Consider the following 26,687-nt stretch of genomic DNA (forward strand, 5'->3'; position numbering starts at 1 on the left):
TCTCACCCCGGTTGTTGTCGCAGTTTTCGCGATGCAAATGGAGCGATTCGAGACGTTCTCAACCCGCTCTTCCGAACCTGTCACCGATCCTGCTGCATGAACGCTCACATGAGCGCTCTCGTGTTGCACTTGTCACAACACTTCGTGCACAATCTAAATAAGAACGAGTAAAGTCTTATCAGAGCTCTTGCGCGCGCCTCCAAAAAAGAGTAGTCACACTTTGACTACCGGCGCGCCATAGGTTTAGTAGAAGGAGAAGTGATTTGGAAGGCGTACAGGACATCCTGTCACGTGCTGGCATTTTCCAGGGCGTAGATCCAATCGCAGTAAACAGCTTGATCCGCGACCTGGAAACTGTCCGGTTCCCTCGCGGCACTACGATTTTCGAGGAAGGCGAACCCGGAGATCGCCTCTACATCATTACCTCCGGCAAGGTGAAGCTGGCCCGCCACGCAAACGACGGTCGTGAGAATCTCCTCACGGTGATGGGCCCATCCGACATGTTCGGTGAGCTTTCCATCTTCGACCCAGGCCCACGCACCTCTTCAGCCGTGTGTGTTACTGAAGTTCAGGCGGCAACCATGAACTCCGAGATGCTGCGCAGCTGGATCGCCCAGTACCCGGAGATCTCCGAGCAACTGCTCCGTGTCCTGGCCCGACGTCTCCGTCGCACCAATGCTTCTCTGGCTGACCTCATTTTCACCGATGTTCCTGGGCGCGTCGCCAAGACCCTCCTGCAGCTCGCCAATCGTTTTGGCGCGCAAGAAGGCAATGCGCTTCGTGTTAACCACGACCTCACGCAGGAAGAGATCGCCCAGCTGGTCGGCGCTTCTCGCGAAACCGTAAACAAGGCACTAGCAACCTTCGCGCAGCGTGGCTGGATCCGCCTCGAGGGCAAATCCGTGCTCATTACTGACGCTGAGCACTTGGCTAAGCGCGCTCGTTAATAGCCGCAAGCCCCTGCCGCCAGCCTTCCTTGGGGCTGGCGGCTTTTGCGTCCCCAACCCAAAAATCCCGCTGCCGGCGCAAAGCCAGCAGCGGGACTATCCAAAAACTTAAGCTACAGCGAATCCAAATAACGCACGGTCACCCGGGTGGACTGCGCCGCAGCACCACGCAACACCGGATCAACGTCAGTATAGATGTGGTCAACGAGTTCTGCGATGCTCGCGTCGTCGCCAAGCGCAGCACGGGCGTCGCGCACCTGCTGGAGCCGTTGCTCACGGCGGTCGATGTACTTTCGCGCCAAAGCTGCAGCATTAGGGTTCTCTGGCCCATGGGCTGGCAACAACATGACGTTCTCCCCACGCTCTTCAAGCATGCGCAGCGAAGACAGGTAAGCACCAAGTTCGCCGTCAGTTTCAGAAATCATGGTGGTGTGCCGACCGACGATGGTGTCTCCGGAGACGATGCCCTCAAGAGTGGAGGAACCAACTTCCCCGCTCCAAATGAAGAAACAAGCGGAATCGCTGGTGTGCCCCGGGGTGTGCACGACCTCGATCTGCGGAGTCACGCCGGGCACAGAGATGATTTCACCATCAACCAGTTTTTCACCGCCGCGACAGTAGGAGACATCGAAGCCTCGCACCGGCACACCACTGAGCTGCCGAAACCTGTCGATGGAATCAGCGTGATCGTGGTGACGGTGGGTGATCAAGGTCAGCGCCACGTTGCCAGCTTTTTGTTGCACAACGTTAAGGTGGCCCTCGTCCTCAGGACCTGGATCAATGACGATGCTCGCTGCATCTTCAGGGGCGCGGATGACCCACGTATTAGTGCCCTCAAGTGAGCTGTACCCAGGGTTTGGGCACAGCACAACGGCAGCGGATTCAGTAACAGGACGTAGTTGACTGTAAGCAGGATGCTCCATAGATACCAGCTTAATCATTTACTCAGGATTAGCGACTGAGCTAACCGGCGATTTCAACCACAATCTCAATTTCAACTGGGGCTCCAAGCGGAAGCTCATACACCCCAACAGCCGAACGAGCATGACGGCCAGCCTCACCGAAGATCTCTCCCAACAAGTTGGACGCGCCGTTCACTACGCCTGGCTGCCCACCAAAGCCTTCAGCGGAGGCGACAAAGCCAACCACTTTGAGCACACGCGTGACGTTATCGATGCCCACCACGGCATCGATTGCGGCCAACGCATTCAGAGTGGCAGTGCGTGCCAGTTCTTCCGCTGCTTCCGGAGTTACTTCTGCCCCGACCTTGCCGGAAGCGAGTAACTGACCGTTCTTGAATGGCAGCTGGCCAGAAGTCCACACTTGGTTCCCCGCTTGGACAGCTGGAACATAAGACGCGACTGGTGCAGCTACTGCCGGCAGTTCGATGCCGAGTTCCTTGAGACGCTCAGAGATCACTGCTTCACTCGCTTCATGTAAGCGACGACATTCTCCGGGTTAGGACCAGGCACAACGGAGACGAGCTCCCAGCCATCTTCACCCCAAGTGTCAAGGATCTGTTTTGTTGCATGCGTCAACAGTGGAACGGTGGCGTATTCCCAAGTAGTCATGCTTATATTCCTACCAGTTCCCCTCCCGAGGCGAGATACTCGGCCCAACTAGTGATGTGTGGATTCTTGCGCAAGAGGGCGCGGCGCTGCCGCTCAGTCAGACCACCCCATACCCCGAACTCGACTCGGTTATCCAAGGCATCCGCGCGACACTGCAGCATGACAGGACAATGGCGGCAAATTGCTGCGGCGCGTCGTTGGGCTGCCCCGCGCACGAACAACGCGTCCGGATCCCCATCTCGACACTTCGCGAACGTGACCCACTCCCCACGGTCGATTAACTGCTGTTCAGACACTAACGATGCAGTCATGTCTCGGCCTCCTCGAGTCGCACACCAATATTATGCATGTAAGTGTATTCACTCGGTTTGCAGAATGTCGAGTGCGTCACACGAATGGGGGTCTGCCTTTTCAGGTTTATTGCGTAGGGTATTAGGGGTGTCCAGTTTGAAGTCAATGTCTAAGGCCCTCGGCGCAGTGGTCGTAGCCGGTGTTGCCGGTGCCCTCGCGCTTACCCCCGTTGCAAGCCTTTCGGGTGTGGCAATTGCCCAGACCGAAACAACGATGCAGTCGAACCTTTCGGATTTGACCGACGGAACAGCCCCAGGAGTGTCCACGATTACGGACATTTCTGGCGCTCCGATCGCTTGGGTATATGACCAATATCGCAGAGATGTCCCTTCAGAACAGATTTCTCCGAACATGAAAAAGGCGATTGTTGCCATCGAAGACCGCCGCTTCTACGAGCACGATGGCGTCGACTGGCGTGGCACCGCCCGCGCGATGGTGACAAACCTCACCTCCGGTTCCGTCGAACAGGGCGCATCCACACTCAACCAGCAGTACGTCAAAAATTATCTCCTGCTGGTCGATGCGGAAACCGAAGCGGAACAGGCCGCAGCCACCGAGACGAGCTACACCCGTAAATTACGGGAAATGCGCATGGCTTCCGATCTGGAAAAGCACCTGTCCAAGGACGAAATCCTCACCAGGTACCTCAATATCGTGCCTTATGGCAACGGCGCTTTCGGCATCGAAGCCGCTGCCCAAACCTACTTTGCTAAACCTGCCAGCCAACTCAGCGTTCCCGAATCAGCGCTACTCGCTGGCATCTTGCAGTCTTCCTCCGCGCTGAACCCGTTTACTAACCCCGAGGGGATGACGGAGCGCCGTAATCAGGTCCTCGATGCCATGGTCTCCACGGGCGATCTCACTCGGGAGCAGGCCGTCCAGTTCCAGGCCGAGCCACTTGGCATTCCGGAGGCTCCCAACCGGCTACCGAATGGTTGCATCGCTGCTGGCGATCGCGGTTTCTTCTGCGATTATGCACTGAAATACCTCGAGGGTCATGGCCTCGACCCGAAGCGGATTACGCGCGATGGCCTCACCATCAAAACAACCCTGGACCCACAGGTGCAGGATGCCGCCCACAACGCGGTCACAGGGCAGACGAACCCCCAGGCTGCAGGGGTCGCGGAGGTCATGAATGTAGTCGAGCCGGGCACCGAATCTCGCCGCATCCTCGCGATGACCTCCTCGCGTGACTACGGCCTAGATCCCGAACAAAACCAAACGGTTCTCCCACAACCTGTCAGCCGCGTAGGCAACGGTGCCGGTTCAGTCTTTAAGATCTTCACCGCTGCTGCCGCGATCGAACAGGGCATGGGCATCGAGACGGTACTAGACGTGCCGAAGCGCGTAGAAGTGCGGGGGATGGGCAATGGCGGTGCGGACAACTGCCCTGCGGGCTCCTATTGCGTGGAAAACTCCGGTGCTTTCAAACCGCAGCTGACTCTCAAACAAGCGTTGGCGCAATCTCCTAACACCACCTTCATCAAGCTCATCGAGCAGGTGGGAGTTAAGGAATCTGTCGATATCGCGGTGCGCCTCGGCCTTCGCGATTACACAGAAGCCGGCAGTTTCGACGGCGAAGCCTCCATCGCGCAGTTCTTCACCGACAACAACTTGGGTTCATTCGTCCTCGGCCCAACGGCCGTAAATCCGCTGCAGCTCTCCAATGTTGCCGCCACTTTGGCATCCGACGGCACGTGGTGCGAACCCAGCCCGATTGAGGCCGTCACCGACCGTAATGGCGCCCCAGTAGAGCTTAAGAAGACTCCTTGCGAGCAGGCAGTGGAGCCCAAGGTTGCACATGCGCTTTCCGACGCCATGAGCGATGACATCAAAAACGGCACCGCAGCCCCCGCAGCAAGTAACTTCGGCTGGCGCGTGCCAACGGCTGGCAAGACCGGCACCACCGAGTCACACCAATCTGCCGCGTTTATGGGCTTTAACTCCAATTTTGCAGCTGTGCCGTACATCTACAACGATGGCACTCAAACCACGCCGCTGTGCACCGCACCAGTGCGACAGTGCTACGAAGGCACTCTCTTCGGAGGCATGGAACCGGCCGCGTCCTGGATGGCAGCAGCATCCAATACCCCCAACGCCGCCTCCGGCTCTCTGAATCGCGCGGCTCCAGAGCTGGTCAAGGGTAAGACACAAGCCATTGCAGACCAGGTCACCGGCAAGGATCCGAATTCCGCTAAGGCGCTGCTACAGAGCCAGGGATACCAGGTAGACACAGAGACCGTAACCGGGCCTTCAAACCAGAAGGGCAAGGTCATCAACGTAAAGTTGGCCAACCTCCGGGACGCGAAGCCCGCAGTCACCCTGCTGGTATCTGACGGCTCCCAGCGAGCAGCTCCGGCGCCGCGAAACGAGATCCCGGGAGCTCCCGGGCCAGCACCGGCCCCGCCACCGATTCCGGATCTCGGCGCGATGCTCGATGACTTCTTAAGACAGAACGGACTGTAAGCCGAGCTAGGAAAGCGCCGCGCGCACCGCGGTGGACAGGCGTTTGCCGTCGACACGCCCGGCGGCCTGCTTGGTTGCAGCCTGCATGACAGGCCCCATCTTTGGCTCGTCCATGCCGGCGATCACGCTGGCGACCAGGGCTGCGAGCTCCTCGTCAGTGAGCTGTTGGGGCTGGTAAGCGGCCAGGATTTCAGCTTCTGCTTGCTCGTTATCGGCGAGTTCCTGTCGACCGGCATTGGTGTACACCTCGGCAGATTCCTTGCGCTTCTTGATCTCACGGGCGATCAGCTTGAGGATCGCCTCATCATCGATCTCATGCTTCGTGCCGGAGACCTCCTCGGTTTGGATTGCAGCAAGCAGCATCCGCAGCGTATTGGTGCGCTGCTTCTCGCGGGCTTTCATCGCTTCTTTGAGATCTGCACGGATCTGGTTCTTTAGGTCGCTCATAACCTACAAGAATACGCACCGGTAGCATAGGGGCGTGAAGAAAATCCTGTTATCCCTCGTCAGTGTTGGTGGTTTCGGCGGACTCGCCGTGGCGGGCTGGGGGTTCTCCGAGCTCAGCAAGTTCCGCCTCAAGCATGAAACCGTGGCGCTCCTCGAGCCGGGCACGCTTGACGACGCCGAAGAGTTCACCATCCTGCACCTCTCCGACCTACATATGCTGCCCTCCCACCGCATCAAGCAAGATTGGGTTGCGGCGCTGTCCGTGTTGCAGCCCGATCTGGTGGTCAACACCGGCGACAACCTCAGCTCAGCCGATGCCGTGCCAGCTGTTCTTCGAGCGCTAGCACCATTGCTCAAACGCCCCGGATTGTTCGTCTTCGGCAGCAACGACTACTTCGGGCCGCGACCGGTTAATCCCTTCAAGTACTTGGTAGGGAAAAAACGCAAGGTCAGCGAGGAGAAGCTACCGTGGGAAGGGATGCGTGCAGCATTCCTCGAACACGGCTGGCGTGATGCCACCCACCAACGCCACGAGTTTAAAATCGGCCCCGTACGAATCGCTGCCGCTGGTGTCGATGACCCGCACCATGACCTCGATGACTACGCCCAGATCGCAGGCGCCCCCAATATCGACGCCGATCTCGCCATAGCGCTGACCCATTCCCCAGAACCGCAGGTACTCGGACAGTTTGAGGCCGATGGCTACCAGCTCTCCCTCTCTGGCCATACCCACGGCGGCCAGCTTTGTCTTCCCGGAGAACGCGCGATTGTCACCAACTGTGGCATCGATCGGGCACGGGCAAGCGGACTGCACAGATTCGGCCGCATGTTTATGCACGTTTCCAATGGCCTCGGCACTTCGCCGTTTGTGCCATTCCGGGTATTCTGCCGGCCCTCAGCTACGCTGATACATGTCGTCGAAAAGCGCTGACCTGCTGATTTTGTCACTGTTTCGCACGGGCGTATGGTGAAAAAGCAGCGGGATATAGCGCAGCTTGGTAGCGCACGTCGTTCGGGACGACGGGGTCGCAGGTTCAAATCCTGTTATCCCGACTCTGTAAAAGCCACCTCTGAGGAGGTGGCTTTTCGCTATTTACACGGCACTAGCACGCAAGCTGGCTAACAAGAGGGGCGGTCCACCAGAACGAGTTCTTCTGCTGGACCGCTTTCCATTTCGGCAGCTACGCCACCGCAGTGTGCTTACTTGACCTCGAAGTTTTGCTTGCCGAGTTCAGTGAAGCCGAGATCTTCGCTGGCGACTAGGGTGACTGGGGTGGTCTCGTCGTTAAGGTAGTAGGCGGCGATGTTGGAGTGGGATTCTCCCTGCTTGATTGCAGCCAACTCGGCGAGCGCCAAATTGTCATCAGGGTTCGGGGCGATTTCGATTTCATTCGATTCTTCGGTTCCGCCCTGGTACGCGGTGACCACGAAAGTCCAGGACACGCCTGGGACTACGTCATCGGCAGATTTAGAAGTCATGTCGTAGTAGAACGCGACCACTGGCTTGTTGCCATTCGTATTGCCCTTCTCGCCCGCCGGAATCACTTTGGTCTCGGTGATGGTGGCTACGAAGTCTTCGGTCTCTAAGACGCTGTCGGCGAATCCTGGCTTCCCGCTCGGCTGTGCCGCAGGCTTAGCTGCCGAGCTTCCGGAAGCTTTGTCTGCAGTGGTGGCTTGGGTTTCTTTCTTCGCCTCCGGCTCAGAGTCGCCGGAGCCTCATGCGGCGAGGGTGAGTGGGGCGATCATAAACAGTGCAGCAATTGCAAGCTTGGATGGGGTTTTCATGAGGAGCTCCCAAAATTGTTCAACAAAAGTTGAAAGTCTTATATGTGGACACGACAAGAACAAGGTCATCTAACTGCACTGATGTCATACTTTCCTGTCGAAAACAATTTTAGAAGCATCTAATCAAAACTCATGACCCAAGGCGCACAATGTAATGAAATAGTTATAAATAGCTAATACTAAGACGTTTAGAAGCAATAAGTGTTTACTTATACCCTGTGGTCATCAATGAACAGTCCCGTTCTAGCAGTGCGACTGCTCTAATCCATCCGCACAGCAGTCCTGCCAGATAGTCACATGTTCATCTCTCCAAAAGGAACCGCAACATCCTAGTGAGTATGGGAGGTTGGCCTACTTAACCAGGCGCCGAATGGCCGCCTTCGCCTCTTCGATTTTCTCGCTAGGATCGCCATTTCTTGCCGCATCGACAACGCAATGCTCGAGGTGATCGCCGAGCAGCGCCAGCGCCACATTCTCTAGGGCACTGTTAGCCGCAGAGATCTGCGTGAGGATATCGATGCAGTACTCGTCTTCCTCAACCATGCGATGAATACCGCGCACTTGCCCTTCGATTCGGCGCAGGCGGGTGAGGTATTTCTCTTTGTCCGGTGAATAGCCGTGGCTATGCATCGTGATCTGCCTCGATATCAACGGGCTCGAGCGCAGGCGCAGTCCCAGCTAGGCGGAGCGTGACCGCAGCGAGCACTACTAGGGCGGCAAGCACCCCACAAGACAGTCCGAGCACGATATTCGAACCCCCATTACCAAGCGCAGACATCGCAGAGGTGGCGTAGTGCATAGGCATCAGGTGCGTCAGCACGTTCAGAACCGGGGAAACACTATCGGTAGAAGCCAGCTTCCACACCCAGCCGACAACGCCAGCCTGGAGGAGCAATCCTACGTAGACAGCGATGCGACCAACACGTTCCCCAAACAAGCCCACGAGCGCGCGGCTCACTAGGGCCGAGACGAGGCCAGCCAACGCCACCACGCCAACCAGCCCCAGTCCCACCAGTGGAGAGAGGTCAGCCGCCATGATGAGAATGATCATCGCACCCAGGGCCACCGCTGCGAGCGCGCGCCAACGACTACTCAGCGCCGCGCCGACCATCACCAGGGCGGCGACAAAGAACCCGAAGAGCGGTACGAGCATCGGCTGTGGCTGCGTAGGTGTTGCTGGATCCGCAGGCAAAGCACGCTGCACGGCCCCGATCTTGTCCTTGTTGGACGTAGCCATGCCGTCAACCTTCACCGCGCCGTCCTTGAGCTCCCCGGCACCGGTGGCCGCCTCCGCCAGCCCCTTGTCTAACTCAGTAAGTCCGGTGGCGAGTTCTTTAGAACCCTTCGTCGCGGAATATATTCCGTCATGGTAGCCGTATCCAGGGACCGCAAGTTGATTGGCGATCTCCCGCGAGCCCGAGCGCAGCTGCGCCAATTGATCCACCACCGCTGCATCCAATTTGAAAGCTTCTACTTGAGTCTTGAACTCGGCTAGCTGCGCACGAAACGCGACGGATTCCGGATCCTTCTTCTTCGCCAGGTCCGCGTCCACTCGGTTAATTTCTTCGACGATGCGCCCCTGCACTAGGCCGATTCCCTGCACCTGGTCCACAGCCAGAGAGACCCCGTCGGCTACTTTCACGGCGCCATCACCAAGTTGGCCGGTACCCGCCTGAATCTGGGTCATGCCGTTAGCCAGCTCGTTTGCCCCTGCCACAGCATCGGTGGAGCCACCCGCAAGCTGGTTGGTGCCGTCGGCAAGCTTGCCGGTGCCGTCGACAAGCCCGGTAGTACCCTGCTTCAGGAAGCCCGCCTGGGAACTCGCCTCGCCGGCCGCCCGGCGCGCAGGCACGAGGTCCACAGCCCCCGGCGCAGCGGCTGGCTCCTCCGACCATGAGGATGCAGGCTCGAGGGAAACCGTGGCTGAGTAAATCGCGCCACCGATCAGTGGCGCAAGCAGCATCAGGGTTAGGAGTACGCGGCGAAGCAGGCTCATACTCTATGAATCTAAGGAATTGTGGGACTGTCCACTGTTAGGCGCACCGATGTGACGAGTGTTCCACCTGGTAAGATTTTCCGTATTGCTTTCTTGGTCACCATGCCAAGTTTTTTTAAAGGGCTCAACAGGCCTGTACTGACCGCATTCGATCAAGCAAGGTGTGATTTTCACGTGACCCTGCTCCTCGTTCTTTTTCTTGCCGGGGCAGCTGTGGTAGCTTCTCCGCTACTCGTTCGCGTCATGGATAGGAAAGCCGGCTGGCCGCTGGCTGTACTTTTCTTGGCCGCCGCTACTGTGCTTGCGGGCCATCCGCCCGCAGTGAGTTTCCCATGGGCATTGGGGGCAAACTTCGCGTTAAAAGCCGACGGCTTATCCTTCTTCTTCGCAATGCTAGCTTTGCTCATCGGCGCGGTCGTTTTTTGCTATTCCGCCGCGTACCTACCGGCAAAAAAGGGCAACACCAGCTTCTACCTGATCATGTCAGCGTTCATGTTGTCGGTACTACTACTCGTGCTTGCCGACGACGTCACTGTCCTGTTCGCAGGTTGGGAACTGGTTTCGCTCGCATCCTTCCTCCTTATTGCCCGTTCGGGATCAGGGGGTCAAGCGGGCGCATCCCGCACCCTCATCCTGACTTTCATCGGCGGGCTAACCTTGCTCACTGCGACCGCGATCGCGGTGTCTCAAACGCATACCACGAACCTGACTGCGATCCTCCACAGCGATGCCTGGGCTAACAACCCACTAACTCCGGTGATGGCAGTGCTGATCGCGGTGTCCGCATTTACCAAGGCCGCGCAGCTCCCCTTCCACTTCTGGCTCCCGGAAGCTATGGCTGCCGCCACCCCGGTCTCTGCGTTCCTGCATGCTGCCGCCGTAGTCAAAGCCGGCATCTACCTACTAATTCGCTTATCCGCACTATTCCACGACGTTGCGATCTGGCAGCACCTACTCATGGGCGTGGGCATGACTACCGCGATCATGGCAGCGCTTTTTGCGATTCAGAAGACCGATCTGAAGCAACTGACGGCATACTCCACGGTGTCCCATTTGGGCTGGCTGGTGGCGGTAATTGGCGTCGGCACGCCGTTTGCACTCGCGGCGGCGCTGCTCCACACCCTTGCGCACGCAATGTTCAAGTCCTCGCTGTTCATGCTGATCGGCGTGGTGGATCACCAAACTGGTACGCGCGATATTCGACGCCTAGGCCCGTTGGTGCGGCAGATGCCCTTCACCTTCGCTTCGGTACTCATCGCGGCGTTGTCCATGGCATCCGTCCCACCGCTACTCGGATTCGTGTCCAAGGAGTCCATGTTGGCAGCCTTTGAGGAATACCCTCTCATGCTGGCGCTCGCCGCACTAGCCGCGTTGCTGACCTTCACTTATTCTGCGCGCATCGTATTTGGCGCTTTTGTCGACGGCCCGCGCGACCTGAGCCACGTCCGCGAAGCGCCCGTCGCGTTGTGGTTGCCAGCCGCCCTCCCCGGCCTTTTGTCCCTGCCGCTGGCATTCTTCGTTGGCGTCTTGGACACCCCAATTTCCGCTGCACTGGCAGACATTGGCCTGCCTTATGCGGCACATCTCGCCCTGTGGCATGGTGTGAACACACCGCTGCTGGTGTCGTTGGCTGTGCTCGTGCTGGGCGTGGTCGGAGTAGTCTTCCGCAAGCAGCTCCTCGCCCCAATCACTGGGCGGCAGCTACTTCCTGTCACAGGATCTGCCCTCCTGGACTTGAAGGTTCGCTACCTCAAACGCGTCGGAACGTGGCTGGGGGGCATGGCTGACTCCTTCAGCCCAGCTCGCCACCTGGCGTGGCCATTTGTTGGGCTAGCCAGCCTGATGGCTTTCGGCTTCTTCACCCAGCTCGACGGTGCGGGTTTCGCCCCGCGAGTGCCTGGCATCGATCGGCCCTGGGACCTCATCCCGCTGGCAATAGTCGGTATTTCTGTTCCAGTGTTGTTGTTCGTGCGCTCGCGCCTGGCCGCCACCCTGCTGCTTTCCGCGGTAGGTGTCGGTGTTACTTTGCAGATCTTGTTCCTCGGTGCACCAGATGTTGCGCTGACCCAGTTCATGGTGGAACTGCTGGTCATCGTCATGATGATGATGGTGCTCCGCCACCATCCGCGCGGTTTCTACACCGTGTCAAAGAACCGCAAGTACTGGACCGGCGCCATCGCATTGGCTGCTGGATTGTCGAGCTTCTTCATCGTCTACGGCCTGCTTGGCCGGCATGAGCGCCCCGAACTCGCATTGTGGTACTTGAATGAAGCTCCCGGAATCTCCGGCGGTGCCAACGTGGTGAATACCATCCTGGTGGAATTCCGCGCACTAGACACCATGGGCGAGCTCACCGTGCTGGGTATGGCTGGTGTCGCTATTGCAGCAGTGGTGGGCTCCATGCCACGCCAGGACACACTCCGACTCTCCGAGTTTGAAGAGCCAAAGCGCAACGCACTCCCTCTGGAATACCTCCGAAAGCTGCTGATCCCAATCGTGATTGCGCTCTCCGTACTCATCTTCTTGCGGGGCCACAACGCTCCTGGTGGTGGCTTCATTGCCGCGCTGGTGGCTTCCAGCATCTTCATGCTGAAGTATCTCGCAGCCCCTAAGGACGCGCCGGTAGTACCTAAGAACGTGCCTTTCCTGCTCACCGGCTTGGGTGTCATCACTGCCTTGGTGGCCGGGTTCATTGGCATGACCCATGGCTCTTTCTTGTACGCCATTCACGGCCATATTGCTGGCGAACACGTCACCACCTCGATGATCTTTGACGCGGGTGTGTTCCTCGCGGTGCTTGGAATGATCACCCTAGGAATCAACATTCTGGGGCAAAGGCTCCGGCCAGGTGTGGAACACACACCTTATGAGCGCCCCAAAGACAGTCCAGTGCCCGGACCACGTACCTCAGTTTCCACCGACCAGACCGCAGGAGGCCGCTCATGATAATGGCTCTCACCATTTCCATTCTCATGGCCGGGGGCGTGTACCTCGTCCTACAGCGCGGCATGTACCGGCTGATTCTGGGAATGTCCTTGATCGGCCACGCCGGAAACCTGACGATCCTAGCCCTCGGTATCCCCAAGTGGCGCGCCGAACCCATCAACTCACCACTGGAGTTGGCCGCAGATCCACTTCCCCAAGCCTTTGTGCTCACCGCTATTGTGATTGCGATGGCCACCACCACATTTATGCTTGCGCTGTCCGCAGTTGGCTACAACGATGACACCAAATCAAAGCGCGCCGCACACGTTGCGCTCGCACCTTTGATCACGACGGCGCGCAACGTCCGTCCACTGCCGGAGGATAGTGCACGCGTACGAAGGGTCCAGGCTGCTGAATCGGAGGCAGGCCAGTGATCTTGCCACTGTTTCTTGCCATTCCACTGTTCGCCGCGGCACTCAACGCGATGCTCCCGTGGCGGGCGGTGCGTGACTGCTTGCTACTTGCTGTTCCCTTCGCCGGAATCTGTGGTGGCGTATTCCTGTTCCAGCACGGAACGATCGCCCACTCCGTCGGTCTCTATGTCGGCGGTGTAGCCATCCCCTTTGTGTCGGACAAGTTCTCTGCGGTGATGATCATCGCGGCGTCGATAGTGGCGCTGTTCTCCTGCCTCTTCGCGGTCATCGTCGGGGAGACTCGAGCGCGCTTCTTCCCCGCACTGGCGCTCATGCTCTTAGGAGGCGTCTACGGCGCGCTACTGACCGCGGATCTGTTCAACCTGTTCGTCATGGTGGAGGTCATGCTGCTGCCTTCCTATGCGCTACTAGCGATGACAGGTGGGCGTTCCCGGTTGGCGGCGGGCCGCACCTTTGTGCTGTCTAACTTGCTAGCTTCCACGCTTCTCGTCATGGGCGTCGGCGTAGTGTACGGGGTGGCAGGGACCGTAAACATCGCAGCTTTGGCGGGCGCCGCCGACCAGGGTCCGATCGTGATCGCCATGGGCATCGTCGTGCTGGCGCTGAGCATCAAAGCGGGAGTGTTTCCAATGCACACCTGGCTGCCACGCACCTATCCTTCGACGAGCTCAGCGGTAATGGGCTTGTTCTCCGGTCTACACACCAAGGTCGCGGTGTACGCCTTGTACCGCATCTATGTGGTGATTTTCGATGCCTCCCCGCGCTGGGCTTGGTTCATCATCGGCGTGATGATGGTGTCGATGCTGGTCGGCGGCTTTGCCGGCCTAGGAGAAAACACCATCCGCCGCGTGATTGCCTACCAGATGGTGAACGGCATGCCCTTCATCCTGGTGATGTTGGCATTCCCTTCCGCTGGGGCACTAGCAGCAGGAATCTTCTACACGATCCACCACATGGTCACGGTCGGTTCATTGATCCTCACCACGGGCGCGATCGAAGAAACTTACGGTACTAGCACGCTCTCCAAGCTGTCTGGCATCGCGCGCCGCGATCCCTGGACATCCACCATCTGGGCGGCTGGAGCCTTCTCTCTTGTCGGTTTCCCACCGTTTTCCGGCATGTGGGGCAAGGTAGGCATCATGTTTGAGGTCGCTACCGCAGGCGGCCCACGTGCCTGGCTCATCATCGGCACGATCGTCATCGCTTCCCTGGGCGCGCTCCTTTCCCTGCTGCGAGTATGGCGCAAGGTCTTCTGGGGAAAACCGCCTACTCGCTACCCATCGACGCTGGTTGTCATGCCAATCAAGGCGCTACCCGGTGGAACGCTGGCAGTGTTGTCCGTGCTGATGTTCTTGTGCGCCGGCCCAGTGACCTCCTGGTGTACCGGCGCCTCGCAGGCGCTTCTCGACGTCCCCGCCTATAGCTCCGCCATCCTCGGCACCGACGCGATTGGAGTAGTCCGATGACACTGTTGCGATTCGTCTTGTGGCTGATTGGCCAGATCATCGTGGGTGGCGCAGTCATCGTCCGTTCTGCCTTTTCTCGGAATGCGGGCATTGAACCCGTGGTGGTCTCATACCCACTGCGAGTTACCTCTGACCGGCACATCTTCTGGTTTTCCACCTGCATCACCATCACCCCAGGCACGCTCTCCTTAGGACTGCGCGGCGATAGGCTCCTCGTCCACGCCGTATACGGCGCGGACCCCGCCGAAGTACTCGCAGGCCTGGCTGAAATGGAGGAACGCCTCGTGCCCGCTGTACGAGACATCGATAAGGGCGCTCCCGGCCAGGGGCTCGGCAACCCATTGCACTCTACATTCGTCGCCGGCCACTCGGACCATAACTACGGCCCCACCTCTACCGCCGAAATGGAGGACAACTCATGATTGCCTACCTAGTCATGGGCGTTATTGCGCTGTGCTTGCTGGCGAATCTCATGCTGATCATCCTGCGTGACGACGCCACGCGAGGCGTACTCGCCGACATGATCTTCTACCTCATGATTGCCATCTACTTGGTGTGGACCTTGGTGTGGCCGACCTCGATTGTCTACGAAGTTGTGGTTCTAGGATCCCTCTTAGGTCTCCTATCAACCGTCTCCGTTGCCCGAATCCTGTCGAAGGGACGACGATGATTGTCAATATTCTGCTGATTATCGCTGCGGTGTTCATTCTGGGCACCACCGTCATCATGTGGCGTGCCCCTGATGCCCTGACCAGAATCAACCTAATGGGCCCCACGGTGGGGGTGGCGCTGCCGCTGCTTGTCATTGCCCACCTGATTTCAGATCCTTTCGACTGGCACAACCTCGTGCGCGCGCTGCTCACCATCGCCGCGTTGTGGGTCGTTGCTGCAGTGTCCTCGTTTTACATCGCCCGATCAGTGCACGATCTCTAAGACCCACAGCAAAACTGCACCCGGCCGAGTGAATGCGATTTTTCGGCCGGGTGCAGCTGTAGTTAACAGGGTGCGTGCTACTTCAAACCAGCAGTTGCGTCGAAGTCGCCGCGTACCGCGCGGGAGTACGGGCAGAATTCATGTGCCTTCTGCACGAGACCTGCGGGATCTTCCATGGCATCCTGATCTGCAAAAGCAACGAAGATCGAACCGGAAAGACGGAAACCGTCAGAAACCTTGTTGAGGTCCACCTCGGCAGTGACCGTCGGCGCGTGATCGGCTACGGAAACTCCCGCTTCCTTCATCGTCTTCTGCAGGGCGCCGTTGAAGCAGGCAGCCCAGGCTGCTGCGAATAGAGTCTCTGGATTGACGCCTTCGCCGGAGCCACCTAGTTCCTTGGGCGGACGAACATCAAAGTCGATCTGGCCATCGGTGGAGACTACGTGGCCATCGCGGCCACCACCGGTTGAGGTTACGGATGCGGTGTACAGCTTTTCAGACATTCAGTTCTCCTTTGGTCGGGGTTGCCCAGTGTAGCGAAAAGTCCCGCCCTTGGATCTTCCCCATCCCCAAATTAGTTGGCATGTCACCCAGATCGACTGTCTTTTAGTTTGGTGATCGCACCTGGTAGAGTAGGGTTTCATGAGTTTCAAACCCGAGCGCGACGATTCCTACGTCACCCGGCTCGCCTTGAAGGCCGGCCGGGGCGATCGGGGTGCCCTCAGCGAGTTCATCGAACTCACTCAAGGTGATGTGTGGCGGCTGCTCGCTCACCTCGGCGGCCGTGATATCGCCGATGATCTCACCCAGGAAACCTACCTCCGCGTCATTGGGGCGCTCCCCCGCTTCTCGGCCCGCAGCTCTGCGAAAACTTGGCTACTTTCCCTCGCCCGCCGTGTGTGGGTGGACAACATCCGCCACGACATGGCGCGGCCCCGCAAATCCGCGACCGAGTTCGAGGATGCTGCTGCCGATACCGCCACGTCCAGCAGCTGGGCAGAGCTTGTCGACGCCCGCATGCTTATCGACGCCCTCGACCCCGACCGTCGTGAAGCATTGATCCTCACCCAGGTGTTGGGTTACACCTACGAGGAAGCCGCACGCATCGCCGATGTTCGCGTGGGCACCATCCGCTCCCGCGTGGCACGTGCCAGGGCGGACATGATTGCGGCTTCCAAAATTCCATTAATTAAGGAAGCCTAAAACCTGAAAGTTCCTCCCCAGCATCGCGAAGAGGCACTTTGAGCTAGGCTCGACGTCGAGCGTACAGTGCGCCCACTCCGATCAACGACACGGCAAGCAACAGGTACACGAAGACACCATTACCCCCAGCTTTAGGTAGCTTACCAGTCTTAATGTCCGCAACTTTCAGCCAAATTTCATTTGTCGGCTTGTTAACGTCATCTTCGAACACCAAAGTACCGTCATTTTGAATCGTGGTGGTCCAGGCCTCACCAGTTGGGGTAATTTGAAAGCGCACAGGCGATGGAAGAAGCTGATAGCCTGCTGGTGACCTGGATTCGACTAACCAATACGTACCTGCCTCCAGCCCCTTAGCAGCAGTTTCGCCCGCTTTCAGAGTTAACAAAGGTACGCCAGCATAATCAGGCTTACCCTCCTTGTCTGGATAAACTACAAACTCAGCATTGGATCCATCAATGATTACATAGTTGTCTTTAGTAGCGTCTGAATCATAAGCAACTTTTGTGATTTTGAGCATTGCCTCCTGCGGTTTTTCCTGATTTCGTACGTCGCATTCGACATTGCGTACGGACGCCATCGTTTTGTCATAGGGCAGGATCACAGAGAACCCAACTCCAGCAGCATCACTCACGACACTCACCGGGGTCTTAGACATCACTCCTGTATTTGGATCTTCAGAAATGATGTTGCACACGGCATTCTCACCATGTTGTTTAAACAGAGCGTACCCAGAGCCTTCTGGGATCACTTCATTCACACTAATCTTCTGGTCGGTGGTGGAATCAATGTTGAAAATCACCTGACCGCGAGCATCGGTCATCTGTGATCGCTTGTCCGTCCTAGTTGACTTGCCGTCGACATCCGTATACACGATATTCTGCTGTGGAGAGTTAACTGCATCAATTGCTGTGGCGTCGAATCGCCAGCCTTCACCGGGCATTAGCACGTTGCCGTTCACATCTACGATCGTCTTATTAACGATAAGCTTTCCAGCACAAGTGCTTGCGACCGCAGTCCGCAGGTTCTTCATGAAATTTGTAAGATCGGTAGAAGCGATGTCGAATCCACCGTCCACCTGATTTGGCCCCATCATCGACTGGATAATTTGCGTGCTACTGTAAGCACCCTCGCTCCACTTTGCAGAATCAGGCTCAATAGCTCCGGATCGATTTTTCACCCACGCTTTGCCGGATTTGATCAAGTCATATACGTTTTGATCGCTGTTACCGTTCTCGAGGTAGTAATTTCCTCGAGACCAATTGTCTGCTTGAGCTGCTTTAAGAGATGGATAGGTACCCTTAAGCAGATACTCTGTGCCACCAACACCGATCGGCACCGTAGTGATATGAGTGCCAAGTGCTTTCACATTGTTGGCCGCAGCGATAGCAGTGTCGAGGTCTGTCGCATCGGTCACGAAGTTTGGACTTGCGCCGTAAGGCATCCCCTGGCTGGAATTGGTTGGCAAGCCATCGGTCACAAAGTACACGGCATCATAAACAAACCCACCGCTCTGCTCTGCGGCAAGTACTGATTTAAGCGCTGCCTCCCAGTTAGTACCTTGAGTCGCATTTGGATTGTACGTATTCAAAGTTTGGATCGAGTTCTTTAGCGTCGTAACGTTCTTTGGATCACTCAAACTAAGCGGTGTTCTGACTTCAGCAACTGGAACGGTAGAAGCGCTGGTACCGAAGTTATATAGGCCCATTTTGGTCTGAGTTCCAGCCAGGGAGTTTATAGCCGCTGTCCCTGCATCCACAATAGAGGAAAGCCCGGTAGGCGTGCGTGTGATCGATGAAGAAAGGTCGAAGACAACGGCGATATTTTGGCCACAACGTTGTTGCAACGGAGGATTTTGCAGCGGGTCCTGCAAATTCAAAATCGCATCCGGAACGGGCTGTACGGTCACAAGCTGGGTACCGTAGAGTTCCAGGGTCGCGTCGATATCGGTTGAAACTCCGAAAAGCTCAGTAGCTAAGGACAACAATGCACCTTCCGGAATTACGGTAGATCCTACTCTCACACCGTTTTTTCCGGGAAGAATTCAACCTCTACATAGTTGTCCTTTTGAGTAACTACTCGCTGCCCCAATTCCACTCCGGGCTCAATTTGATCGATACCAAACTTGAAAACCTTGTCCATTGCTCCAACGTTTGCCAATTTTACCTTGACAACTGCTCGCTCAAACTGTGTAGCACTGACGACGTTAGTTTGCGTAGTAAAGGGATTCGTACCCGTCGTTGTAGAGGTACCGATCTCGATACCTCTAAGAGCAACCACTTTGAAATTTGCGGCCTGCCCGGCAGGGATTGGGGTTGGGGAGGGGATTGGGTTTGGGGATGGGGTAGCGGTTGCCGTCGGAGTTAAGGTTGGCGTCGAAGTAGCAACCGGAGTTGCCATAGGGGTTGACGAAATTGCCGGAGTTGAGGTTAGCGTAGCGGTTGCCGTCTGGGTTGGTCTAACCGCAGGCGTGGAAGTTGGCGCAGGACACACGCCAGTTAGAGCCATATTCGTGGATGTGATATTGATATCAGCGAGGAATCCTACCTGCACCATCACTGTTTGACCAGCATTGACATTAACAGCCGTTGGAAAATCAACCGTGATAGTACCGGTTGCGGGATCCCGCGCGATCGACAAGGTGAGCTCGCTAGCTTGAGCTGATGATTCTCGCGCTACAGTTTTACCACCTATTTGAACCAAATTGTAAGCGTAGGGGCTTGCCAACTTCGTACTGAGGTTATCAGGAAGATCAATAACAATTGACTCTATCGACCCTGTCATCGAAGCAGTCGCAGTAAAGGTTCTACGGTACTTCGCATCCGAAGAAGACACCTTGGCTGACGTGGTGGGGCCTACCGCAAGACAGCTCGCTACTTGCGCCTCCACACTAGGCCCGTTCATAGTATCAATAAAAAAGACTGCCGATAAAACGGTCAAGGCAGATAAGACAGCTGCGAGAATTCGTCTAAGCCCGTAGAGCCTTTGTTTGTTCATCATCGACATTCCTTAACTGCGGTGCTTGCTTCACATTGTTGAATTTTGTTAGAACTACGTCGCATGGATCGGATCCACAGCACTAGAAGCAGAATGATGAGGATCGAAGCCCCCACTATTACCCACATCCACCACTGCCAGTGAAATCCGCTGTCTTCGAAGAACTTCTCGTCTTCGGGATCCATGGTGGTACGCTCGGCGTGAACTAACAGCCGGTGACTGTTGATGCCATAAGGCGTGCAGGTGACAAGGGTGACAAGGTCTTTGCCCTCTTCCCGCTTCAGGCTTTCCACCTCAGTGGGCAGGACGGTGTCGATGTTGCGCACCCGGTATTTCATTTTTTGGCCCGCTGCTTGGATGTAGATGGCATCGCCAACCTTGACCTTGGAGAGGTTGTCAAAGAGCGTGGCATTCTGCAGTCCGGTGTGACCAGTCATCACTGCGTGGCGACTTTCCCCACCAACGGGCAGGTCAGTGCCGTACAGGTGGCCGACGCCCCGTTGCAGAGTTTCATGGCTGGTGCCGTGGTAGATGGGCAGGTTGATCTCTCCGGCTGGCACTACGAGGCGGGCCATGGCGTTCCAGGTAGAGAGCTGCTTTTTGTATTCCTGGTACCCGGGCTGCTGCTCGTCGATGACGTCCGTCCATGGATCAGTGGTGGCGGCCTGACCGAGGTTATCGTTATATGCCACAGCATCCACGAGCGATTGGTTAATTACCTCTGCAGGAATCTCCTGCTCAATTTTGGCGTATTCTTCAGCAACTTTAATTTGCCGAATGTTGTTCCACTGCGTGGCGACGACCGGGTACAGCAGCACACACAGTCCAGCGAGCACAAGTAGTACCGGGACAAGCACGCTGGTGAGACTGCGCTTTCCTGTTATCTCTTTGGCCTTAACTGCGGTGTGAGTACCCATTGTTTAACGTTCGTTCTTTCGCCGACGGACCAGGAAGATACCGATCACCATAAGGGCCACAGCTGCCGCGAAAACTCCGATTACTGCTGCACCGGTAGTTGCCAATGCGCGGCTAATGCCGAGCACCTGATCTTGCCTGGGGTCTCCGCCTCCGTTCGGGGCATTGTGAATTCCGCCCACCTCATCGGTTGGCGTCGTGGTTGGTGGTGGTGTGCCTGGCGTGGAGGTATCGGGATTTTTGGGATCGAAAGGTGGGTAGTCAGGAGTTGTTGTGCTTGGCGTAGTAGTGCTGGGAACTGGTTCAAATTTCGCGTTGATGATCGGTGTGCAGTTCCAGCCTTCATTGCTACCGGTCGGCAACGTGATGATGAACTCCTGGGGCTTCAAATGGTTGCCGTCGTTAGGCACGGTGGCGGAAACGTAGTACGCGCCGATGGGCAGCCCGGTGAAGTAGGCATGGCCGGTAGCGTCGGTAGTGGCGTGCCAGGAGCCGTCTTTGTGGGCATCGCGCACCTTATCGACGTCCATTCCTTTTACCTCGTCCCAGCCTGCCTGCGTGGCCAGATCGATGCCGGAGACCTTGTCGAGGGTGAACGTAGTGCCTTCGATGACGTCATGAGGGCGAGTCCGGTTGACCACCATGGTGACATCGATGGCACCGCACTGGGCGGTCTCTGCCACTTCGAGCCCAGAAATGCTACCGGTTACTGTGACAACGTCCGCGAGTGCTGGCGTGATTCCTAGTGCCGCGATGGTGACTGCGGCCGCAACTGCGATGCTCCTATTCATGGCCCTCGCCCTCCAACTCATACTTCCGGATGAGATCCATCGCGGATACGCCGTGGGATTCAGCGTGCTCCTTCTTCAGCTCTTTACGCAGCCAGTACAACAGTGCGGCTGCCACCGCAATCGCACCAGCGACGAGAGCCCACATCCACCACTGCCACTGCGATCCCTCGGCGTTTTCAATCGCTTTGAGATCCTCAGGATCCAGGTCAACGCGGTGTCCGCGGACCAGGAGACGATGCGAGTTAATGCCATAAGGTGTGCACGTCACCAGGGTGATCAAGTCTTTGCCTTCTTCGGGTCGCAGATCCTCGGTGACTTCCGGGAGCACGACCTTGACCTGATCCACCCGATATTTGAGCTTTTCGCCGGAGACCTGAACGTAGATGGCATCACCTTCTTTGACTTCCTTCAGGTTGTCAAAGAGCGTGGCATTAGACAGTCCGGTATGACCCGTGAGCACTGTGTGCGATCCGCTGCCGCCTACCGGCAGGTCTGATCCGAAGAGATGCCCGACACCCTTTTGCAACGTGTCGTCCTCTGTGCCGTGGTAGATCGGCAGATTGATCTGTCCTGTCGTGACGACCAAACGCGCCATAATTGGATGTTGGTTGAGCTGCTCTTCGTACATCCGGTAGTCCTGATTATCCTTTGCGATTTGAGCAAGCCAAGGATCAAGGATCGGACCAGTTTTCCGGCCTTCGTTGTACTTGCGAGCATCCTCCAGCATCTTGTTCAGCTGGGTAGGATCGGTCTCTTCTTCAAATTTCGCATACTCATCGGCCACACGTTGCTGTTCAATGTTGTTCCACTGGGTAGCAACTACCGGATACATCAGCACCAAGACTCCGAGCAGCACAAGGACTGCGGGCACCACAATGGACTTTAGGTCGCGCTTGGCATGCCCGCTACCCTCGACTGCCGGCTGTGGAGCCTCAGTGCTTAGCGTCATGATGTATCACTCTTGTCGGTTTCGGATGATAAGTGCAGATGAGGCGACCAGGACGGCCGCCTCATCGTGAGCGGAAAAGGCTGTGATTAGCCCTTGTTGGAGTTGCGACGTGCAAACCATGCACCGGCACCGACCAGCGCCGCACCGATCGCGGCCAGGACACCGATACCCGCGCCACCAGTAAGTGGCAGGTTAGGAGTTTCCGAGCGGACGTTCTTCACCGCAACAGAGATGGTATTTTCTGGAGCGCTTTCAACTGTCTTGGAATCAAAGTCACCCACCTGGATTTCACCATCTTGCTTGGCATAGCCTTCAGGCGCTTTGGTCTCCAGGAGGCAGAAGGTGGACGGAGAGGTGTCAGTCGCATTGTCTGCCACATCGGTAACGTGCAGGCCATCAATCGTGATGGTGCCGTCTTCTCCCGTAGCAAACTCTGAGATGCCATTGACAGCGATCGGAGTGGTGGTGCCACACTTGATAACCTGGAACTTTGCTCCAGCCAGCGGCTTGTCACCATTGGCGTCAGTCTTAACGATCTTCAGCTTTCCGTAGTAGGTCGTGACATCGTTTGTAGTGTTTTCGATGTCCGAACCACCGTTTGGATTATTGGTGATCACCGTTGCGTTGTTCACCACATCAATATCGCTAGCGTCACCGCTGGGAAGTACCTTGACGCTGAAGGTCAAGGACACGATCTCGCCAGGCTTGACCTTCGCAAGGCCGGAATCAGTCAGCTCAACCTGCAAGACCTGTGGGGTACCAGTTGCAGCAACCGTGTAGTCTCCGGCGCCCAAGTCAACACCGCTAGCGGTCTTGACGGAGATTTCAGCGTTTGCCTGGTCAAACTGGGTGCGCACGTCCAGAGTATCTTTAAACCAGAACTTGGATAGTGGCTTTTCCTTAGAGAACTGTGGCGCTTGACCCGTGATGGTGTAGGAGATCATATCGCCTACCTGCTTGTCGTCGTCCTTCACCGTCTTACTTACGTCAACCTGCGAGTTCTTCGGGTAAACGTTGACATCGTAATTCCAGCCCGTGCCGCCAGGATTCGTTGTAGGCACAAACACGACGAACGGTTGAGACGGCACCAGGGTGGTTACTGAAGGGTCGACAACCTCGGTGACCCGGTAGACGCCGATCGGCAGGTTAGCGAAGTTTGTACCTTCAGCGACGCTCTTCTGGCTGGAGTAGCCACCCGACTTCAACGGTGAATCGACGGTTGCCTTTGATGCGGCCGCGAAGTCCTTTGCCAGATCAAAGTCGAGCTGTTCCACCTTGAAGGAAACCTTGCCCTGCAGATCGGCAGGCAAATCAGCACCAGGAGCTGGGGCCATTGGAGTGCCAGAGTTGTTATCTTGCCCCTCAGCGCCGAGTCGCTTATGAATGTTGATGGAGCCAGTTTTGGCGAAATCAATATTTCCCGCAGCTACCGGTGCGGTCTGCGCGAAGGCGACCGGGACACTTAAGCCAAATGTAAGCCCAACAACTGCAGCTGCGGTAGCACTGCGGAGTGCGACGGAATTCTTAATCATGGTTTCTTTCTTTGAAACGACAGAGTTGTTCTACAGTTCTTGTAGAACACAATAATGAGCTTTGTGGTCGTTCCTAGCTGCTAAACCGAAGAAATCGGCTGCTTTGCTGGACTCCACCCTTAAGAAACCCCTGCTGGGATCCCCTAGCGCCAACTCTTTACTGGCATATTGATGATTCTAACCTCAAAAGTAGTTTCATGAGAATACCCTTACCGAATTCCTTACAAAGTTAAGTATTCGGCAATTACCCTTAGCCTATTTGCCCTGTAAGATGCAGATTCGTCACCAATTGATAGCCAATTTGCATCAAATTAATAGGGTGGCAACCTGCCCGCATATGGGGGTAATCGTGCCCTTCTCCTGCCTGCTTCACATCTTCTACCTCAGTTTCCTGAGTTTCAGCACAGAAACAAGCCTGCTTAAACACAGAAACCCCCTGACGTCAGTCCTCAAAGTTTCTGAGGGTTGGCGTCAGGGGGTTAAGAAAGTGGAGAAGCTTAAACCAGTAGTTCAGCGATCTGAATCGTATTCAGGGCAGCACCCTTGCGGAGGTTGTCCCCAGCCACCACGAGAACGAGGCCTCGATTATCGTCGACGGACTGATCTTGACGGATGCGTCCCACGAAGGAAGGATCCTTACCCGCGGCCATCAGCGGGGTAGGCACGTCCACAACCTCGACGCCGGGGGCGTCGACAAGCAGCTGCGCGGCCTCCTCCACCGTGATTGCTCGTGCAAACTCGGCATGGATCGTTAGAGTGTGTCCCGTGAACACTGGCACCCGCACGCAGGTTCCCGCCACCTTAAGATCAGGGATGTTGAGGATCTTGCGAGACTCATTGCGAAGCTTCTGCTCTTCATCGGTCTCGAGGGAGCCGTCGTCGACAAGGTTGCCGGCAAAGGGCAGGGCGTTGAAGGCAATCGGAGCCACATACGGGCCCAAATCTTCAGGAGCCAAGGCGGAACCATCATGAGCCAGCACGGTTGAATCAGACATACCCGCCACCTGGCTAGCCAATGCAGCTACGCCCGCCACGCCGGAACCGGAAACTGCTTGATAGGAGGACACGTGCAGGCGTTCAAGCCCAGCACGGTCATGCAATGGCTTTAGCACCGGCATCGCTGCCATCGTGGTGCAATTCGGGTTGGCGATGATGCCCTTCTTCAGCTCACGAACCACCACGGGGTTGACCTCAGAGACGATGAGCGGAACCTCATCATCCTTGCGCCACGCGGAGGAATTGTCCACCACGGTGGCACCGGCAGCAGCGAAAATAGGCGCGTACTGCTTAGAAGTAGCCCCACCTGCGGAGAACAATGCAATATCAATGCCTTGCAGCGACTCCTCAGTCACCAGCGCCAAATCTTCAACTACTACATCGGTGCCACGGAACGGCAACGTCGATCCCGCCGAACGAGCGGAAGCGAAGAAGCGAACCTGATCACAAGGGAAATTGCGCTCCTCGAGGAGCGTGCGCATGACGCGACCGACTTGGCCGGTTGCGCCGACAACTGCGACGACAGTCATGGGAAAGCCTTTCTAGGATGCGGGATTTCCATCTTCAGATGCTGCAAGGTTTTGGCCAGCTGAGTATGGAAGTTCGAGACGGTAATTAGCGACCACTACCAGCGTAGACAGTGGCTTCCTCTTCGCCCCCAAGCTCGAAAGCTTCGTGGAGCGCGCGAGCGGCTTCTGGCAACTCCGACTCGCGAATCAGGACAGAGATGCGGATCTCGGAGGTCGAGATGAGCTCCATATTGATGTCCTTGTCGCGCAGCGCCTCGCAGAATGTCGCGGTAACCCCCGGGTGAGACTTCATACCGGCGCCAACAAGGGAAACCTTGCCGACCTGGTCGTCATACAACACATTTTCCCAGCCCTCTTGAGTCTGAAGCGTCTTGAGGAGTTCCATGGCGCGCGGGCCATCAGAGCGAGGGCAGGTAAAAGTGATGTCGGTCTTGCCGTCTTCCACCGAGGAGATGTTCTGCAGCACCATGTCAATGTTGATTTCGGCGTCGGCAATCGCGCGGAACACGGTTGCTGCAGCACCTGGCGAATCTGGAATGCCGAGGATGGTGACCTTTGCTTCGGAACTGTCGGTGGCGACGCCGGTCAGGATTGCTTCTTCCACTGGGATTTCCTCCATAGATCCGGCGATAAGGGTGCCGGGGTCATTGCTATACGACGAACGGACGCGCATCGGCACGTTGAATGCGCGGGCATACTCAACGCTGCGCAGGACAAGAATCTTCGAGCCGACGGCCGCGAGTTCCAGCATCTCCTCAAAGCACAGTTGATCAAGCTTGCGTGCGTTAGGGACGATGCGTGGATCGGCGGTGTAGACCCCGTCGACGTCGGAATAGATTTCACAGACGTCGGCCCGCAACGCAGCTGCGAGGGCGACGGCAGTGGTGTCGGAACCGCCACGACCCAGGGTGGTCACGTCCTTGGACTCGCGGTTGACACCCTGGAAACCAGCGACGAGGCAGATCTTGCCTTCGTCGAGAGCTTCCCGCACGCGCCCCGGAGTCACGTCGACGATTCGCGCATTGCCATGACGCTCCGTAGTAATGACGCCTGCTTGAGAACCAGTAAAGGACTGCGCCTTCGCGCCGAATGACTCAATAGCCATTGCCACCAGGGCATTCGAGATGCGCTCGCCGGCAGTGAGCAGCATATCCATCTCACGCGCTGGAGGCACTGGGTTCACCTGGGCGGCAAGATCGAGCAGCTCATCGGTCGTGTCCCCCATCGCGGAGCACACAACTACGACATCATTACCAGCCTTCTTGGTAGCGACAATCCGCTCCGCCACCGCCCGAATCCGTTCTGCGGACTCTAGCGAAGAGCCACCGTACTTTTGCACTATGAGTGCCATGCGTCGCCACCTTTCCTTATCCGTTGGAAACTATCGTACCGCGTCCACCTTTTTAAGCAATCCTTACGTTAGTTAACATTTAGTTAATCAATGCCTGTACCGGGA

At 56.9% G+C, this 26,687-nt stretch carries 26 protein-coding genes, 1 tRNA gene and 1 pseudogene; 11 read left to right on the forward strand and 17 right to left on the reverse strand.

Going from position 1 to position 26,687, the window contains the following annotated elements:
* The first annotated feature begins 263 nt into the window (after window positions 1–263).
* A complete protein-coding gene (gene glxR / locus WG936_RS03545) occupies window positions 264–947 on the forward strand; it encodes a CRP-like cAMP-activated global transcriptional regulator GlxR (RefSeq protein WP_339565056.1) in 684 nt (227 codons plus the stop codon).
* A gap of 113 nt (window positions 948–1,060) precedes the next feature.
* Here glxR and WG936_RS03550 read toward each other — a convergent pair whose 3' ends face one another.
* The 4 genes from WG936_RS03550 to WG936_RS03565 are packed head-to-tail and all read right to left on the reverse strand — an operon-like array spanning window position 1,061 to window position 2,829.
* The gene (locus WG936_RS03550; protein WP_339565057.1) at window positions 1,061–1,888 is read right to left on the reverse strand and encodes an MBL fold metallo-hydrolase; all 828 of its coding nucleotides are present in this window, start codon (window positions 1,886–1,888) and stop codon (window positions 1,061–1,063) included.
* Between the two features lie 22 nt (window positions 1,889–1,910).
* A complete protein-coding gene (locus WG936_RS03555) occupies window positions 1,911–2,366 on the reverse strand; it encodes a RidA family protein (protein ID WP_339565058.1) in 456 nt (151 codons plus the stop codon).
* Window positions 2,363–2,518, reverse strand: a complete 156-nt coding sequence (locus tag WG936_RS03560; protein ID WP_339565059.1) for a hypothetical protein — start codon at window positions 2,516–2,518, stop codon at window positions 2,363–2,365. Before WG936_RS03560 ends, WG936_RS03555 begins: the two co-directional genes overlap by 4 nt.
* 2 nt (window positions 2,519–2,520) lie before the next feature.
* Window positions 2,521–2,829 carry a WhiB family transcriptional regulator gene (locus WG936_RS03565; RefSeq protein ID WP_339565060.1) on the reverse strand — a complete coding sequence of 103 codons (309 nt, stop codon included), beginning with the start codon at window positions 2,827–2,829 and terminating at the stop codon, window positions 2,521–2,523.
* Between the two features lie 127 nt (window positions 2,830–2,956).
* On the opposite strand from WG936_RS03565, the gene WG936_RS03570 reads away from it, so the two are divergent.
* Window positions 2,957–5,335 (forward strand): transglycosylase domain-containing protein, encoded by a 2,379-nt coding sequence (locus tag WG936_RS03570; RefSeq protein ID WP_339572128.1) that lies wholly within the window; start codon window positions 2,957–2,959, stop codon window positions 5,333–5,335.
* A gap of 6 nt (window positions 5,336–5,341) precedes the next feature.
* Here WG936_RS03570 and WG936_RS03575 read toward each other — a convergent pair whose 3' ends face one another.
* Window positions 5,342–5,782 (reverse strand): GatB/YqeY domain-containing protein, encoded by a 441-nt coding sequence (locus WG936_RS03575; protein ID WP_339572129.1) that lies wholly within the window; start codon window positions 5,780–5,782, stop codon window positions 5,342–5,344.
* Window positions 5,783–5,825: 43 nt separating this feature from the next.
* On the opposite strand from WG936_RS03575, the gene WG936_RS03580 reads away from it, so the two are divergent.
* Both WG936_RS03580 and WG936_RS03585 read left to right on the forward strand, forming a co-directional pair.
* Window positions 5,826–6,713, forward strand: coding sequence for a metallophosphoesterase (locus WG936_RS03580; protein WP_339572171.1), 888 nt, complete (start codon window positions 5,826–5,828; stop codon window positions 6,711–6,713).
* 48 nt (window positions 6,714–6,761) lie between these two features.
* A tRNA-Pro gene (locus WG936_RS03585) sits at window positions 6,762–6,835 on the forward strand.
* Between the two features lie 147 nt (window positions 6,836–6,982).
* On the opposite strand, the pseudogene WG936_RS03590 reads toward WG936_RS03585, so the two are convergent.
* The 3 genes and pseudogenes from WG936_RS03590 to WG936_RS03600 all read right to left on the reverse strand — a co-directional run.
* Window positions 6,983–7,411 (reverse strand): annotated as a pseudogene (locus WG936_RS03590) (DUF5067 domain-containing protein); the annotation flags it as partial.
* Between the two features lie 507 nt (window positions 7,412–7,918).
* Entirely contained in the window at window positions 7,919–8,197 is a 279-nt protein-coding gene (locus WG936_RS03595) for a metal-sensitive transcriptional regulator (protein ID WP_339565064.1), read from the reverse strand.
* Entirely contained in the window at window positions 8,190–9,563 is a 1,374-nt protein-coding gene (locus WG936_RS03600) for a hypothetical protein (RefSeq protein WP_339565065.1), read from the reverse strand. The genes WG936_RS03595 and WG936_RS03600 overlap by 8 nt, the downstream gene beginning before the upstream one ends.
* A 174-nt stretch (window positions 9,564–9,737) precedes the next feature.
* Between WG936_RS03600 and WG936_RS03605 the strand changes: the two genes are divergently transcribed.
* The 6 genes from WG936_RS03605 to WG936_RS03630 are packed head-to-tail and all read left to right on the forward strand — an operon-like array spanning window position 9,738 to window position 15,321.
* Window positions 9,738–12,509 (forward strand): DUF4040 family protein, encoded by a 2,772-nt coding sequence (locus tag WG936_RS03605; protein WP_339572130.1) that lies wholly within the window; start codon window positions 9,738–9,740, stop codon window positions 12,507–12,509.
* Entirely contained in the window at window positions 12,506–12,922 is a 417-nt protein-coding gene (locus WG936_RS03610) for a cation:proton antiporter subunit C (protein WP_339572131.1), read from the forward strand. The genes WG936_RS03605 and WG936_RS03610 overlap by 4 nt, the downstream gene beginning before the upstream one ends.
* A gap of 50 nt (window positions 12,923–12,972) precedes the next feature.
* Window positions 12,973–14,388, forward strand: a complete 1,416-nt coding sequence (locus WG936_RS03615; protein ID WP_339572172.1) for a monovalent cation/H+ antiporter subunit D family protein — start codon at window positions 12,973–12,975, stop codon at window positions 14,386–14,388.
* Window positions 14,385–14,810, forward strand: coding sequence for a monovalent cation/H+ antiporter subunit E (locus WG936_RS03620; protein ID WP_339572132.1), 426 nt, complete (start codon window positions 14,385–14,387; stop codon window positions 14,808–14,810). The genes WG936_RS03615 and WG936_RS03620 overlap by 4 nt, the downstream gene beginning before the upstream one ends.
* Window positions 14,807–15,058, forward strand: coding sequence for a monovalent cation/H+ antiporter complex subunit F (locus WG936_RS03625; protein ID WP_339572133.1), 252 nt, complete (start codon window positions 14,807–14,809; stop codon window positions 15,056–15,058). The genes WG936_RS03620 and WG936_RS03625 overlap by 4 nt, the downstream gene beginning before the upstream one ends.
* A complete protein-coding gene (locus WG936_RS03630) occupies window positions 15,055–15,321 on the forward strand; it encodes a Na+/H+ antiporter subunit G (protein ID WP_339572134.1) in 267 nt (88 codons plus the stop codon). Before WG936_RS03625 ends, WG936_RS03630 begins: the two co-directional genes overlap by 4 nt.
* Window positions 15,322–15,398: 77 nt before the next feature.
* On the opposite strand, the gene WG936_RS03635 is transcribed toward WG936_RS03630, so the two are convergent.
* Window positions 15,399–15,824: an Ohr family peroxiredoxin gene (locus tag WG936_RS03635; protein WP_339572135.1), complete on the reverse strand. Its 426-nt coding sequence runs from the start codon at window positions 15,822–15,824 to the stop codon at window positions 15,399–15,401.
* A gap of 139 nt (window positions 15,825–15,963) precedes the next feature.
* On the opposite strand from WG936_RS03635, the gene WG936_RS03640 reads away from it, so the two are divergent.
* A complete protein-coding gene (locus tag WG936_RS03640; RefSeq protein WP_339572136.1) occupies window positions 15,964–16,524 on the forward strand; it encodes an RNA polymerase sigma factor in 561 nt (186 codons plus the stop codon).
* 43 nt (window positions 16,525–16,567) lie between these two features.
* Here WG936_RS03640 and WG936_RS03645 read toward each other — a convergent pair whose 3' ends face one another.
* The 8 genes from WG936_RS03645 to WG936_RS03680 form a co-directional block, all read right to left on the reverse strand.
* Window positions 16,568–18,505 (reverse strand): SpaA isopeptide-forming pilin-related protein, encoded by a 1,938-nt coding sequence (locus WG936_RS03645; protein ID WP_339572137.1) that lies wholly within the window; start codon window positions 18,503–18,505, stop codon window positions 16,568–16,570.
* A 35-nt stretch (window positions 18,506–18,540) separates the two neighbouring features.
* Window positions 18,541–19,521, reverse strand: coding sequence for a hypothetical protein (locus WG936_RS03650; RefSeq protein ID WP_339572138.1), 981 nt, complete (start codon window positions 19,519–19,521; stop codon window positions 18,541–18,543).
* The gene (locus WG936_RS03655) at window positions 19,518–20,435 is read right to left on the reverse strand and encodes a class C sortase (RefSeq protein ID WP_339565074.1); all 918 of its coding nucleotides are present in this window, start codon (window positions 20,433–20,435) and stop codon (window positions 19,518–19,520) included. The genes WG936_RS03650 and WG936_RS03655 overlap by 4 nt, the downstream gene beginning before the upstream one ends.
* A 3-nt stretch (window positions 20,436–20,438) precedes the next feature.
* The gene (locus tag WG936_RS03660) at window positions 20,439–21,224 is read right to left on the reverse strand and encodes a SpaA isopeptide-forming pilin-related protein (RefSeq protein WP_339572139.1); all 786 of its coding nucleotides are present in this window, start codon (window positions 21,222–21,224) and stop codon (window positions 20,439–20,441) included.
* On the reverse strand, window positions 21,217–22,173 hold the full coding sequence (locus WG936_RS03665) for a class C sortase (RefSeq protein WP_339565076.1): 957 nt from the start codon (window positions 22,171–22,173) through the stop codon (window positions 21,217–21,219). The genes WG936_RS03660 and WG936_RS03665 overlap by 8 nt, the downstream gene beginning before the upstream one ends.
* Before the next feature lie 86 nt (window positions 22,174–22,259).
* Window positions 22,260–23,705: a SpaH/EbpB family LPXTG-anchored major pilin gene (locus WG936_RS03670; protein ID WP_339572140.1), complete on the reverse strand. Its 1,446-nt coding sequence runs from the start codon at window positions 23,703–23,705 to the stop codon at window positions 22,260–22,262.
* 497 nt (window positions 23,706–24,202) lie between these two features.
* On the reverse strand, window positions 24,203–25,231 hold the full coding sequence (locus WG936_RS03675; RefSeq protein ID WP_339572141.1) for an aspartate-semialdehyde dehydrogenase: 1,029 nt from the start codon (window positions 25,229–25,231) through the stop codon (window positions 24,203–24,205).
* An 85-nt stretch (window positions 25,232–25,316) separates the two neighbouring features.
* A complete protein-coding gene (locus tag WG936_RS03680; RefSeq protein WP_339565079.1) occupies window positions 25,317–26,582 on the reverse strand; it encodes an aspartate kinase in 1,266 nt (421 codons plus the stop codon).
* Window positions 26,583–26,687: the final 105 nt, after the last annotated feature.

This window comes from Corynebacterium sp. H127 (assembly GCF_037482665.1).
Taxonomy (GTDB): domain Bacteria; phylum Actinomycetota; class Actinomycetes; order Mycobacteriales; family Mycobacteriaceae; genus Corynebacterium.

What these genes read in the sequence shown, in the direction of transcription:
- WG936_RS03550 (WP_339565057.1), bottom strand. Translation starts at nt 1,888, where the DNA reads ATGATTAAGCTGGTATCTATGGAGCATCCTGCTTACAGTCAACTACGT.
- WG936_RS03560 (WP_339565059.1), bottom strand. Translation starts at nt 2,518, where the DNA reads ATGACTACTTGGGAATACGCCACCGTTCCACTGTTGACGCATGCAACA.
- WG936_RS03565 (WP_339565060.1), bottom strand. Translation starts at nt 2,829, where the DNA reads ATGACTGCATCGTTAGTGTCTGAACAGCAGTTAATCGACCGTGGGGAG.
- WG936_RS03575 (WP_339572129.1), bottom strand. Translation starts at nt 5,782, where the DNA reads ATGAGCGACCTAAAGAACCAGATCCGTGCAGATCTCAAAGAAGCGATG.
- WG936_RS03595 (WP_339565064.1), bottom strand. Translation starts at nt 8,197, where the DNA reads ATGCATAGCCACGGCTATTCACCGGACAAAGAGAAATACCTCACCCGC.
- WG936_RS03600 (WP_339565065.1), bottom strand. Translation starts at nt 9,563, where the DNA reads ATGAGCCTGCTTCGCCGCGTACTCCTAACCCTGATGCTGCTTGCGCCA.
- WG936_RS03610 (WP_339572131.1), top strand. Translation starts at nt 12,506, where the DNA reads ATGATAATGGCTCTCACCATTTCCATTCTCATGGCCGGGGGCGTGTAC.
- WG936_RS03615 (WP_339572172.1), top strand. Translation starts at nt 12,973, where the DNA reads ATGCTCCCGTGGCGGGCGGTGCGTGACTGCTTGCTACTTGCTGTTCCC.
- WG936_RS03620 (WP_339572132.1), top strand. Translation starts at nt 14,385, where the DNA reads ATGACACTGTTGCGATTCGTCTTGTGGCTGATTGGCCAGATCATCGTG.
- WG936_RS03625 (WP_339572133.1), top strand. Translation starts at nt 14,807, where the DNA reads ATGATTGCCTACCTAGTCATGGGCGTTATTGCGCTGTGCTTGCTGGCG.
- WG936_RS03630 (WP_339572134.1), top strand. Translation starts at nt 15,055, where the DNA reads ATGATTGTCAATATTCTGCTGATTATCGCTGCGGTGTTCATTCTGGGC.
- WG936_RS03635 (WP_339572135.1), bottom strand. Translation starts at nt 15,824, where the DNA reads ATGTCTGAAAAGCTGTACACCGCATCCGTAACCTCAACCGGTGGTGGC.
- WG936_RS03640 (WP_339572136.1), top strand. Translation starts at nt 15,964, where the DNA reads ATGAGTTTCAAACCCGAGCGCGACGATTCCTACGTCACCCGGCTCGCC.
- WG936_RS03650 (WP_339572138.1), bottom strand. Translation starts at nt 19,521, where the DNA reads ATGATGAACAAACAAAGGCTCTACGGGCTTAGACGAATTCTCGCAGCT.
- WG936_RS03655 (WP_339565074.1), bottom strand. Translation starts at nt 20,435, where the DNA reads ATGGGTACTCACACCGCAGTTAAGGCCAAAGAGATAACAGGAAAGCGC.
- WG936_RS03660 (WP_339572139.1), bottom strand. Translation starts at nt 21,224, where the DNA reads ATGAATAGGAGCATCGCAGTTGCGGCCGCAGTCACCATCGCGGCACTA.
- WG936_RS03665 (WP_339565076.1), bottom strand. Translation starts at nt 22,173, where the DNA reads ATGACGCTAAGCACTGAGGCTCCACAGCCGGCAGTCGAGGGTAGCGGG.
- WG936_RS03670 (WP_339572140.1), bottom strand. Translation starts at nt 23,705, where the DNA reads ATGATTAAGAATTCCGTCGCACTCCGCAGTGCTACCGCAGCTGCAGTT.
- WG936_RS03675 (WP_339572141.1), bottom strand. Translation starts at nt 25,231, where the DNA reads ATGACTGTCGTCGCAGTTGTCGGCGCAACCGGCCAAGTCGGTCGCGTC.
- WG936_RS03680 (WP_339565079.1), bottom strand. Translation starts at nt 26,582, where the DNA reads ATGGCACTCATAGTGCAAAAGTACGGTGGCTCTTCGCTAGAGTCCGCA.